Origin of the sequence: Actinomyces sp. oral taxon 180 str. F0310, assembly GCF_000185285.1 — a bacterium.
In the GTDB taxonomy this organism is placed as follows: domain Bacteria; phylum Actinomycetota; class Actinomycetes; order Actinomycetales; family Actinomycetaceae; genus Pauljensenia.
The window spans coordinates 953,244-964,185 of the sequence record NZ_GL622194.1 but is presented as its reverse complement, the minus strand read 5'-3'; the positions used below and the strand labels follow the sequence as shown (position 1 = coordinate 964,185).

Below are 10,942 nucleotides of genomic sequence, written 5' to 3'. Positions count from 1 at the left end.
TGGCGGTGAGGACAAACGCGACCCGGCCCAGTGGCAGTGACGCAGCCGGGGCAATCACCCCCTACACTAGGAATGTCTCGACAAAGGAAGCATGACATGGACATCAGTCAGATCCCGAACGTACACTCGCCGGACTTCCCCAACACGAGCGTGCTCAAGTGGACCCCGGACGGTCCGGCCGTCCTCGCCCACATGGACCGGGCCACCGTCACCACCTACACCAGCTACCTGGCCTACACCCACGCCCACGGCACCCACGTCGACCGGCTCGGAGAACCCAGCGGCAAGTACTTCTGGCAACTCCCCGACCAGGGAACGCCCTTCACGCTCGAACAGCGAGCCCTCGACATCTACGCTGTGCACGACCCCTACTACCAGTACCGCATCCTCACGCTGCCGACAGGGTTCTCCATCCGTACCGGCATCAACATTCCCCACTTCTCGTTCCCCGGGGGAGCCCGACAAGTCCAATTCCTAGCTGGCAAGTATGTCCTCACCGCCAACGAATGCCTGCAGCTGGGAATCCTCGAAGGAAAGGGGAAGAACTGATGTCCGTCACCGCCGACCTCATCGACTTCGCGCGCGACAGCGGCGCCATCTGTTCCGTCTATCGCGGCAACGGGATCGCCCTCACGTGGGACGGCGGGCGCAGCTGGCAACACATCTGGGACACAGAGGGCTCGCGACGCCCCCAGGCGTTCTACGGAGAAAGCGAATACCTGGAGCCTCGCGTGCCCACCATGATCAGTGACTACGGCGAGATCATGCTGAAGTGGGCCATCATGCGCATCGGAGACAAGGCGCGCTGGCGCAGGCGTTGGCAGCGCATTGACGTGCCAGCGGACCCCGGCAGCCTGGACCCCCAGTGGAGCTTCGAGCAGCTAACCCCCATCACCGGCCGACTCGCCCTGGATGGTGGCTACATCCCGATGGAGATGCGCACCATCTTTCCCGCTCACCCCGAACTCAACCAACTGTCCCAGGTCATGCAGATGGACTTTGACGCCCTCCTGGCCGCCTACAAGGAACCCTCGGGCGGCGAACTGCTGGAGCAGTGGGTGAACTAAGGTTGCCGCAGGGATTTGGTAACGGGGCGCAGAAAGAGCGTGACTAGCGGGGGCATAACGGAACGTTCCGACCGTGAAGGAAACGGTTTGCCCGTCCCGTGCGCTATCGAAGCGTGGGCTGCAACGCGCTACCCTGCGACGATGCTCTCTCGCGGGTGAAGGGTCTGACGCACCCGGAACTCTAGTCGGCGTACACAATCGATGACGAACTTACCTAGTCACTCGCTGACGGTGGTTTCCCCTGTGCCTCTATCGACGGGCGCACATGCCTCGATAGGGTAGAAACGTGAAGTTGCGGTCAAAAGAAAAGCTATCTCTGTCATCGAGTTGATTATGGGTGCCTCTCCGCCTCCTTCAGAGTGGATGGATCTGGTAGATCCATTCTGGGAAGACCGCGCCTGACGTGATCGCGGGGGCAGGGAAGCCACAGCCGCTGCCTGATTGGCCTGGCGGTAGGGGTAACTGAAACCCGGCCACCCCTGCTGGACTTGCAGTTGGTTCGACTGAAACTTCCGCCGCCCCTGCTGCCTGCCAAACGGTGTTGTGGCCGATTGTGGGCAAGCAGGGGCGGTGTCGGTGTCGTGAAGGTGCGAGCGTTGGGAGACTGGGGCGGCCTTGGTTTCGCGTTCGTCCCGGCGGCGGTGCGCAGGGGTGGTGCCGGTTGCAACCGTGCTGCGCGGGTGGTCGGTGGGTGCTCGCGATGTAACCCGTACCGCCCCTGCTGGGCTTGTGATTGGTGCGGGCGAAACCGCCGCCACCCCTGCTGGCCGTGAAACCACGTTTTGAGCCGGGTTTGGTTCCGCTGGGGTGGTCTTGGTTTCAGGAGAGTGCCAGTGGTCGGAGGCTGGGGTGGTCTTGGTTTCAGGAACGTGCGAGCGTTGGGAGGCTGGGGTGGCCTTCGTTTCGCGTTCGCCCCGGTGGTGGCGTGCCGGGGCGGCGCTGGCTTCAGAATTGTCTCGCGGACTGACGGCCTGGGAACGCTACGAGAGCCGGTAGTCGTCGGCGCGGCTCGCCCGCGTCTCGCGGTCGCGAAGGTCGCGGATTCGCTCAAAAGTCCCGCCTAGTGGACCTCGTTCAGGGTAGGTTTGCACAAGGAACACAGCTCAGGCTCACCTGCCCGAATTACGCAAAAGAAACGCCGACTATAGTTGCGTAATTTGTGATGAAGCGGGTGCGAAAATAGTCTCCACAAGTCCGACTGAGAGCCTTGAAATTGCAACGAAAAGTCGCGGCGTTTGGACGGTGTTGCGAAAAGGCGTATCACTGGAGTCAACAGCGCGGCCACCCGGTCGCGACCGACCCAGTGAAAGGCCCCAACGGGGCCACGTTGTAAAGGAAACTCCAATGGCAGACATGCCCCGCATCCTCGATTGCTCCGTCACCTCCTGCTCCTACAACAAGGACAAGAACTGCGGAGCCGCCGCCATCACCGTCGGCTACTCCACCTCCTGCACGACCTTCATCCCCCTGACCGTCAAGGGTGGCCTGGAGCGCGCCAAGCCCTTCGTTGGCGCCTGCCAGAAGGCCGACTGCGTCCACAACTCGGCCCTTGAGTGCACCGCCGCCGCCATCTCGGTCGGCGCGGGCACGGCTGACTGCCTCTCCTTCGAGGCGCGCTGACATTTGTCGCGCAGAGTGAGGCCGCGGCGGGTATACCCGCCGCGGCCTCACTCGCATCACCCCGCGCAGGAACGAACGCGCAGCGTCGGGTTCGGCCGCAGGCCGCGCTGGCCGTTCCAAATGAGGTTGACGACGTGGGCGGCCACCTCGTCCTTCTTCATGCGCCGATCATCGAGCCACCACTGACCGACCTGCGCGATCAGGCCCACCAGCATCTGGGCGTACAGGGGGGACCAGGTCGTATCGAAGTCCGAGCGCTTGAACTGCTCGGCGATGATGTGCTCGACCCGCGTCGCCACGTCGCCCATGATCGACGAAAAAGACCCGGCCGCGCGATCCGACGGGGCATCGCGCACAAGCACACGAAAACCGTCCGTGTTTCGCTCGATGTAGTCCAACAACCCCAGGGTCGCGTTCTCCAGGATCAGGCGCGGCCTCTTCGAGGACTCCAGGGAGGACTGCAGCGAGGAAATCAGGGCCTGAACCTCGCGGTCGACGATGACGGCGTACAGGCCTTCCTTTCCCCCGAAGTGTTCGTAGACGACCGGCTTGGAGACCTTCGCGCGGGAGGCGATCTCCTCGACGCTGGTCGCCCCGAAGCCCTTTTCCGCGAACAGGGAACGCCCGACGCTCACCAGCTGCTCGCGGCGAGCGAAGCCGCTCATCCGTGTCCTCTTCTCAGCCATGACCCCAGTATCACACGGGATCAGGCCGCGACGAGGCCCATGAGGGCTCTTTGCCGCGCGCGTTGCCCGTTTGAAAGGCGAAGCGCGGTGCGGGTATTATCACGGTGGACGCATTCCGCCTTGGTGTAACGGCAGCACAGAGGTTTTTGGTGCCTTTAGTCTAGGTTCGAATCCTAGGGGCGGAGCGACCGGTCCCGTCGGGACCGTTAACCCCGAGGAGGAACATGTCTCGCCCCGCCGCCGTCATCGTCCTGGCCGCCGGTCAGGGAACGCGCATGAAATCGGCCCTCCCGAAGGTCGTCCACCCGCTGGCGGGCCTGTCCATGATCGGGCACGCGCTGCGAGCCGCCCAAGGGCTCGACCCGCACAACCTCGTGGCCGTCGTGCGCCACCAGCGAGACGTGGTCGCCGCCGAGATCCAGCGCGTCGCCCCGCACGCAATCATCGCCGATCAGGACGAGATCCCCGGCACGGGCCGCGCCGTCCAGTGCGGGCTGGAGGCCCTCGACGCGGCCGTCACCCCCGTCACGGGCACGATCGTCGTCACCTACGGGGATGTCCCGCTCCTGTCTACTGAAACCCTGGCCGACCTGGTCGACACCCACGAGGGGGCCGGTCACGCGGTCACCGTTCTGACGTCGCGCGTCGAGGACCCCACCGGCTACGGGCGCATCATCCGCGACGCATCCGGCACGGTCACGGCCATCGTCGAGCAGCGCGACGCGACCGACGAGCAGGCGCGCATCAACGAAATCAACGCGGGCATCTACGCATTCGACGCAGACTTCCTGCGCTCGGCGCTGGCCTCGGTGGGAACCAACAACGACCAGGGCGAGGTGTACCTGACCGACGTCCTGGCGGCCGCCGCGCCCGCTGGCCGTAGCGCCGGCGCCCTGGAACTCACCGACCACTGGCAGAGCGCGGGCGCCAACGACCGCGTCCAGCTGGCCGAGCTCGGCGCCGAACTCAACCGCCGGATCTGCGAGGAACACATGCGCGCCGGAGTGACCATCGTCGACCCCGCCTCCACGTGGATCGACGTCGACGTGCGCCTCGGCTCGGACACCACGATCTACCCGGGCACGTGCCTGCGGGGGACAACCGTCGTTGGGGATTACTGTGAAATCGGTCCCAGCGCGACGCTGATTGATGCGGAAATCGGGGATCGCTGCGTGGTCCCCGCCGCGTGGGTCGGTCAGGGCTGCGTCGCAGCCGATACGATGGTGAGGCCATACACGACCATCGGCACACTGATGACGGCGCACGGCGCCTGATCCAACGCAAGGAGAGACAACCGCATGAGCGGATTGGTGACCACCGGAGAGAAGAACCTCGTCCTCGTTTCTGGGCGAGCTCACATGGACCTGGCTCACGCAGTGGGCGAGGAAATCGGATGTGGGGTCTCGCCGGTGACGGCCTACGACTTCGCCTCCGGCGAGATTTACGTGCGCTTCAACGAATCCGTTCGCGGCGCCGACGTGTTCGTCCTGCAATCCATCGCGGGCGACATCAACAAGTGGCTCATGGAACAGTTCATCATGATCGATGCCGCCAAGCGGGCCTCCGCCAAGCGCATCACCGTGGTCGCCCCCTTCTACCCCTACTCTCGCCAGGACAAGAAGCACCAGGGGCGCGAGCCCATCTCGGCGCGCCTCATGGCGGACCTCTACCGCGCGGCCGGAGCCGACCGCATCATGAGCGTTGACCTGCACGCCTCGCAGGAGCAGGGCTTCTTCGACGGCCCGGTCGATCACCTCTTCGCCATGCCCGTCCTCGTCGAATACGTGCGCGGACGCGTGGACCTGACCAACACGGCCATCGTGTCCCCCGACGCGGGTCGCATCCGCGTCGCCGAGAAGTGGTCCACGAAGCTGGGAGGCGCGCCCCTGGCCTTCGTCCACAAGACCCGCGACACGACCCGCCCCAACGTCGCCGTCGCCAACCGCGTCGTCGGTGAGGTCGCGGGCAAGGAATGCGTCCTCGTGGACGACATGATCGACACCGCCGGCACGATCACGGAGGCCATCAAGGTCCTCAACAACGCCGGCGCCAAGAAGGTCATCGTCGTGGCGACGCACGGCATTCTCTCCGACCCCGCCGCGCGCCGACTCTCCGAATCCGGCGCCGCCGAGGTGGTCGTCACCGACACCCTCCCGATCGCCCCCGAGAAGCGTTTCGAGCAGCTGACGGTCCTGTCCATCGCGCCGCTCCTCGCCCGCGCCATCCGCGAGGTCTTCGAAGACGGTTCGGTCACATCGCTGTTTAACTGACCGGCTCCCGCTTCACATCCGCCCTCGCCGTGAGGTACCCTGTTGGGGTTGCTCCGGCGAGGGCGGATCCGTATCCGCCGTTATCGACAGGGCCTGAATCGATACGCGACGCGTCTCCTTCACTCTGCCGACACCGCAGCCGGACCTGAGAAACGAAGGAACAACATGAGCGACAACCCCGTCCTGCTGGCCGAAGAGCGCACCGAGTTCGGTAAGGGCGCCGCCCGCCGCGCCCGCCGCGCCGCCAAGGTCCCCACCGTCCTGTACGGCCACGGCGCCGAACCCCGCCACCTGGATGTGCCCGAGCACGACCTCTTCCTCATCGTTCGCGGCACCAAGAACGCCCTCGTCGAGCTGAAGATCGCCGGCAAGACCCAGCTGGCCCTCGTCAAGGACGTGCAGGTCCACCCCGTGCGCCGCAACATCCTGCACGCCGACTTCCTGGCCGTCAAGGCCGGCGAGAAGGTCGACGTTGAGGTTCCCGTCGTCGTCACCGGCGAGCCTGTCCCCGGCACCGTCCACTCCCTCGAAGAGTTCACCATCGCGGTCAAGGCTCCCGCGACCGCCATCCCCGAGAGCCTCGAGGTTTCCATCGAGGGCATCGAGGCCGGCTCCGCCGTGCGCGTCGCAGACCTGGCCCTGCCCTCCGGCGTCGAGGTCGAGCTCGACGCCGAGACGGTCATCGTGTCGGTCCAGGAAGCCGCCGCTGAAGAGGAGGCGGAAGCCACCGAGGAGACGACCGAGGAAGCCGCCGAGTGACGCCTGCGCACTGACGCTCTTCGAAGGGGCGAGGCCGTGGCCTCGCCCCTTCCTCCTATCTGCGATACTGGGGGCATGAATGACCTCCACGTGATCATCCCCGCCGGCGGCGCCGGCACACGACTGTGGCCGCTGTCGCGACGCAACCACCCCAAGTTCCTCCTCGATCTGGCCGGGACGGGGCGCACCCTCCTGCAGGGGACAGTCGACCGCCTTAAGACCCGGGCCTCGTCCGTGACCATCGTGACGGGACAGTCCCACCGTGACGGCGTGCTCAATCAGCTGCCCGAGTTTGCCGGCTCCGCCACTCGGACGCTCCTCATCGAGCCCTCCGGGCGCGACTCCATGGCCGCGATCGGACTGGCCGCATACGTGGTGCGCGAGCGCTACGGCGATGAGGCGATCGTCGGCTCCTTCGCTGCCGACCACCTGATCGCCCGGCCCGAGCTGCTCCACTGCGCCATCGACGAGGCCGTGGCCGCGGCCGCCGACGGCTACGTCGTCACCATCGGCCTGACGCCCACGGAAGCCTCCAGCGCCTACGGGTACATCGCGCCGGGACCCGCCCTGGGCGGACCCGCACCCGGCGCGGGCCCGCAAGCACGGCGCGTCGCCGAGTTCGTGGAGAAACCCGATTCGCTTACGGCCGCCTGCTACGTGCGCGACGGATACCTGTGGAACGCCGGAATGTTCATCGTCTCCGCTGGCGTCCTCGCGCGCCACCTCGCGCGCCTCCTGCCCGACATGCACGCCAGGCTCGAGACGATTGCGCGCGCGTGGGGCAGCGACGACTTCCAGAGGGTCCTCAGCGAAAACTGGCCCCACCTGACGAAGATCGCGATCGACCACGCCATCGCCGAACCCGTCGCCGCCGACGGGGGAGTGGCCGTCGTTCCCGCCGACGCCGACCTCGGATGGACGGACCTGGGAGACTTCGACGCCCTCACCGCCGTCGCGGCGGCCAGCGGGCGCCTCGGCGAGGCGCTGCGCATCGAATCCGACGGCGCCCCCGTCTTCGGCTCCACCGCCCACGACGGGGCGCCCGGGGCACTCGTCGCCCTCGTCGGCGTCCCCGACGTCGCCGTCGCCCTCACCCCCGACGCGATACTCGTCACCCGCAGGGACCGCGCCCAATCGGTCAAAGCCGCCGTCGACGCGGTGGCGGCAGCGGGGCGCACCGACCTCCTCTAAGGACAAGGGACTGCCTCACGCATCGCGGCCCACTGCCTCGGGGCGCGCCTCTCGCGCGGTGACGTGAGCCCCCCCGCCCAGCCGCGGCTCGGCGGCGCTGGTAGCGTGATGGGCAGCAGACGCACTGACGAAAGGCACCCGACGTGAACAAACGGACCACTGCCGCCCTCGCGGCGACCGCGACGGCGGCCGCCCTGGCCCTCGGCGCGTGCTCGTCCACGCCCGCCGCTGTACCCGCCGACACAGCCAAGGTGTGCGCCGCCATCTCGGGCGCCCACGGAGATGCCTCCACAGATCCGGTGGCGCTCGCGCTTGCGGGCGGCGCGAGCCGGGCGTCCATCGCCTACGACAGCGCCACGGGCGAGGGGGCACCGGCGTCGCTCGTCTCCTCCGGCTGCACGCTCATCGTCGGCGCTGACTCCACGATGGCCTCCGCGATCTCCGAGGCCGCCCGCGCCAATCCCCGCACCAGGTTCGCGCTGGTGGGAGCCTCCTTTGTCGATGCCAAGGGACACGCGACGACGCTGAAGAACGGGTCCGTCGTCGATGTTGACGCCTCGCAGGCCGCCTACCTCGCCGGCTACGCGGCCGCCGGCATGACGACGACCGGCACGCTCGGCGTCGTCGGCGGCGCGCGAGACAACGTCACCAGCTCGCAGATGTCCGCGTTCTCCCAGGGAGTGGACGCCTACAACCTCGCCAACGGAACCTCCATCAGCGTCCTCGGCTGGAACACCGCCACCAACGACGGCACGTACGCGCAGGACGCCGACCAGGTGCGCGCCGCCACCTCCGACTTCATTGCCCGAGGCGCCGACATCATCCTGCCCCTCGCGGGGGCGGCAAACCAGGGTGCGGCGCGCGCCGTGACGGAGGCCGCCAACCCGCTCGTGCGACTCGTCTGGTCGGGGCTGACCCGCCAGGACCTGAAGGGACTGACCCGCGACGAGGCCCAGTCCGCCGGGGATGTCCCCATGTCGGGCCAGTCCGGAGCCGCGCCCCAACAGGTGGCCGACGCGCAGTCCTTCGCCGATGCGTTCAGCTACATCCAGATTTCCGACGAGGTCCGTGCCTCCATCGGCGCCCCTGTCCTGACGGGCATCGTCGTCGATTACTCGAGCGCCGCCGATAAGCTGATCTCCGACGCGTCCGCGGGCGGCCCCTCCTCGACCGTTCCCGTGTCGCTGGTCTCCGGCGGCGTCATCCTCACCGGGTTTGGCTCCTACACGCCGATGCTCTCCGCTGACCTCAAGCTCGGGCTGTCCGACATGGCCGGGCAGATCGAGAGTGGTGGCCTGACGGTCTCCACCCCGTTTGACGCCTGAGGTTACGCGCATGCGTGAGTCCGCCTATTGGAGAGGTCAACTCCGTTGACGCGGCGGCCACGAGTTGCCGCACTCGGAGCGCCGGAGGGGACCCGTGGCGGGCTTACGTGAGGGGCAGCTGGCCATTGCGAGGAACGCTCGTCTAGATTGCCAGGTCACAGGGGAGATCGGAGATGTCCCGTAATCGTTGACCGTCGATGAGGGTTTCGAGGGTGTTCACGGCTTCACCACTGCCCGATGCGTGGGTTGCTTCGATGAGTTCCGGCAGGGCGAAGTGATACACGGTGTCAATGTCACCTGTGCCCAGGGCCAGTGATGAAAGCCTGGACGGGGTGGGTTCCCCTGTGACCACAACGATGTGAGGGGTGCGGCCTTTCCTGTTTCGGATCAAGTTGAGGGCTTCTGAGCGGGCATTTTGTGCGCGGTCTGATCGGAGGGTCCACTTGCATGACACAACAGCATGCACGATGGGGTAGGACTGGTTACGGGCCAGTAGCGGCGAATAGGATGCGACGCCATCGATAAGGATCCCGGCTTCTTCCAGTTCCTGGAGAAGAACCGGATGACGCACAATCAAGACATCCGGCGAAATGCCGTACGAATTTCCGAGAATAGTGGCCAGAGTTGGATTCCGTGTGATCGCCTCAGCGAGTTCATCAAGGTGACGATACGGTTCGTATTGAGCGAGAAACTGCCCGTGACGCGCACTACCAACGTTGAGTACCTCCCATCGTCCGGGACGCAGGGCAGACAGCGCGGGGAACGTGTCACGCAGGAAGGAACTCACCGCATCTTCAAAGTTTCGGCCGGAGCTTTGGCCTTGTAGCTTGCGTATGCCGTGAGCTGCACCCAGGTTGTGCGCGATGGTTGCAGCAAGGTCGCGCGATAAGCGTTGAGACTTGTCAGCGTTGCTTGCCACTCCGCTTGAGTTGATCGATAGGGTGCCAGATTCGATGAGAGCACGGTGAAAACGACGACGAGCCTCCATCAGACTGATGCTCATGCAACCTCCTCGTTGCGCGCAGCTGAGGCGTTCAAGACCGACGCGATCTGCACGCCGACGGCCCGCGCAACCGGAGGTGGAAAAGCGTTACCAACCTGCCGGTATGCGTGCGTCTTTGCCCCGGTAATAGTCCAGTCGTCAGGAAAACCCTGGATGCGGGCAGCCATTCGGACGGTAAGGCGGGGTGCCCCTTGGAATCCCGGATCGGGGGCATCCGGTGCGATAGTTGATCCGTTGACGCCGAGTTCCGCCCAGGCGCGCCGAGCACGGGTAGGACCCAAGTCAGGGCCTCCGTGTTTCTTGGAGCCGCCAACAAGAGTCGGTGCGATGCGATTCGCTTGTGCCGCCCACGCCGACGCGCCCTCCCAGCCTCGTTCAGCCATGAGATCCGCGAGAGTTTCCCCCACGGTGGGCGCCGCATTCTGGAAGGGACTCGGGTACTCGAAGGAGGGTGCGGTGTCGTGGCGAAAGCCGACAGCGATGACGCGTGGCCGTAACTGTGGAACGCCGAAATCAGAGGCATTGAGAAGTTTCCACTGCAGCGAGTATCCGACCTGCGCCAGATGTTCTTCCACGCTCGCGCGGTAGGCATCAAACTTAGGGTCGAGGAGGCCACGAACATTCTCGATCATGATCGCGCGCGGACGTACGACGCTCACGAGTTCGATCATCGCGGGGAAAAGATCGCGTTCGTCGTCGGCGCCGAGCTGCTTGCCTGCGTAAGAAAACGGAGGGCACGGAACTCCCCCGGCAACCAGATCAACCCCGCGATACTCGTGAGCGTGGTCTCGAATCCAGGGAACGACGTCTCCTTCGATGACGTTCCACTGAGGACGATTCTCGCGAAGCGTGTTGCATGCGTGATGATCGATCTCGACGACGGCGAGATGATCAAATCCCGCTTGCTCCAGTCCAAGGGCTTGTCCTCCAGCACCGGCACAGATCTCGATAGATGTCAGAGTCATGTTCCGCCTTCCGTCGCTGTGCCCACCGGATGATTGTAGGCGAGCGAATGATGCAG

The 10,942-nt window shown here is 65.8% G+C and carries 11 protein-coding genes and 1 tRNA gene; 9 read left to right on the top strand and 3 right to left on the bottom strand.

What is annotated here, in order from left to right; all coding sequences use genetic code 11:
* Positions 1-96: 96 nt before the first annotated feature.
* The 3 genes from HMPREF9006_RS04170 (at position 97) to HMPREF9006_RS04160 (ending at position 2,687) form a co-directional block, all read left to right on the top strand.
* Positions 97-549: a glycohydrolase toxin TNT-related protein gene (locus HMPREF9006_RS04170; protein WP_009212301.1), complete on the top strand. Its 453-nt coding sequence runs from the start codon at positions 97-99 to the stop codon at positions 547-549.
* Positions 549-1,067: a hypothetical protein gene (locus HMPREF9006_RS04165; protein WP_009212300.1), complete on the top strand. Its 519-nt coding sequence runs from the start codon at positions 549-551 to the stop codon at positions 1,065-1,067. Before HMPREF9006_RS04170 ends, HMPREF9006_RS04165 begins: the two co-directional genes overlap by 1 nt.
* A 1,344-nt stretch (positions 1,068-2,411) precedes the next feature.
* Entirely contained in the window at positions 2,412-2,687 is a 276-nt protein-coding gene (locus HMPREF9006_RS04160) for a DUF1540 domain-containing protein (protein ID WP_009212299.1), read from the top strand.
* A 56-nt stretch (positions 2,688-2,743) separates the two neighbouring features.
* Here HMPREF9006_RS04160 and HMPREF9006_RS04155 read toward each other — a convergent pair whose 3' ends face one another.
* Complete coding sequence (locus HMPREF9006_RS04155; RefSeq protein WP_009212298.1) at positions 2,744-3,373, bottom strand: TetR/AcrR family transcriptional regulator; 630 nt, start codon at positions 3,371-3,373, stop codon at positions 2,744-2,746.
* Between the two features lie 114 nt (positions 3,374-3,487).
* Between HMPREF9006_RS04155 and HMPREF9006_RS04150 the strand changes: the two genes are divergently transcribed.
* The 6 genes from HMPREF9006_RS04150 (at position 3,488) to HMPREF9006_RS04125 (ending at position 8,918) form a co-directional block, all read left to right on the top strand.
* Positions 3,488-3,558: transfer RNA gene (locus HMPREF9006_RS04150), tRNA-Gln, on the top strand.
* A gap of 39 nt (positions 3,559-3,597) precedes the next feature.
* Complete coding sequence (locus HMPREF9006_RS04145; protein ID WP_009212297.1) at positions 3,598-4,647, top strand: bifunctional UDP-N-acetylglucosamine diphosphorylase/glucosamine-1-phosphate N-acetyltransferase GlmU; 1,050 nt, start codon at positions 3,598-3,600, stop codon at positions 4,645-4,647.
* Positions 4,648-4,671: 24 nt separating this feature from the next.
* Positions 4,672-5,643: a ribose-phosphate diphosphokinase gene (locus HMPREF9006_RS04140; RefSeq protein ID WP_009212296.1), complete on the top strand. Its 972-nt coding sequence runs from the start codon at positions 4,672-4,674 to the stop codon at positions 5,641-5,643.
* A 165-nt stretch (positions 5,644-5,808) separates the two neighbouring features.
* Positions 5,809-6,402, top strand: coding sequence for a 50S ribosomal protein L25/general stress protein Ctc (locus HMPREF9006_RS04135; RefSeq protein ID WP_009212295.1), 594 nt, complete (start codon positions 5,809-5,811; stop codon positions 6,400-6,402).
* Between the two features lie 75 nt (positions 6,403-6,477).
* Positions 6,478-7,593 carry a mannose-1-phosphate guanylyltransferase gene (locus HMPREF9006_RS04130; RefSeq protein WP_009212294.1) on the top strand — a complete coding sequence of 372 codons (1,116 nt, stop codon included), beginning with the start codon at positions 6,478-6,480 and terminating at the stop codon, positions 7,591-7,593.
* Positions 7,594-7,736: 143 nt separating this feature from the next.
* Positions 7,737-8,918, top strand: a complete 1,182-nt coding sequence (locus HMPREF9006_RS04125; protein ID WP_009212293.1) for a BMP family ABC transporter substrate-binding protein — start codon at positions 7,737-7,739, stop codon at positions 8,916-8,918.
* 142 nt (positions 8,919-9,060) lie between these two features.
* On the opposite strand, the gene HMPREF9006_RS04120 is transcribed toward HMPREF9006_RS04125, so the two are convergent.
* A complete protein-coding gene (locus tag HMPREF9006_RS04120; protein ID WP_009212292.1) occupies positions 9,061-9,921 on the bottom strand; it encodes an NgoMIV family type II restriction endonuclease in 861 nt (286 codons plus the stop codon).
* Entirely contained in the window at positions 9,918-10,886 is a 969-nt protein-coding gene (locus tag HMPREF9006_RS04115; protein WP_009212291.1) for a DNA cytosine methyltransferase, read from the bottom strand. Before HMPREF9006_RS04115 ends, HMPREF9006_RS04120 begins: the two co-directional genes overlap by 4 nt.
* Positions 10,887-10,942: the final 56 nt, after the last annotated feature.

Bases quoted from the DNA above. Each gene is read 5' to 3' on its own strand.
- HMPREF9006_RS04165 (WP_009212300.1), top strand. From the start codon at position 549: ATGTCCGTCACCGCCGACCTCATCGACTTCGCGCGCGACAGCGGCGCC.
- HMPREF9006_RS04135 (WP_009212295.1), top strand. From the start codon at position 5,809: ATGAGCGACAACCCCGTCCTGCTGGCCGAAGAGCGCACCGAGTTCGGT.
- HMPREF9006_RS04115 (WP_009212291.1), bottom strand. From the start codon at position 10,886: ATGACTCTGACATCTATCGAGATCTGTGCCGGTGCTGGAGGACAAGCC.
- HMPREF9006_RS04170 (WP_009212301.1), top strand. From the start codon at position 97: ATGGACATCAGTCAGATCCCGAACGTACACTCGCCGGACTTCCCCAAC.
- HMPREF9006_RS04145 (WP_009212297.1), top strand. From the start codon at position 3,598: ATGTCTCGCCCCGCCGCCGTCATCGTCCTGGCCGCCGGTCAGGGAACG.
- HMPREF9006_RS04130 (WP_009212294.1), top strand. From the start codon at position 6,478: ATGAATGACCTCCACGTGATCATCCCCGCCGGCGGCGCCGGCACACGA.
- HMPREF9006_RS04155 (WP_009212298.1), bottom strand. From the start codon at position 3,373: ATGGCTGAGAAGAGGACACGGATGAGCGGCTTCGCTCGCCGCGAGCAG.
- HMPREF9006_RS04120 (WP_009212292.1), bottom strand. From the start codon at position 9,921: ATGAGCATCAGTCTGATGGAGGCTCGTCGTCGTTTTCACCGTGCTCTC.
- HMPREF9006_RS04140 (WP_009212296.1), top strand. From the start codon at position 4,672: ATGAGCGGATTGGTGACCACCGGAGAGAAGAACCTCGTCCTCGTTTCT.
- HMPREF9006_RS04160 (WP_009212299.1), top strand. From the start codon at position 2,412: ATGGCAGACATGCCCCGCATCCTCGATTGCTCCGTCACCTCCTGCTCC.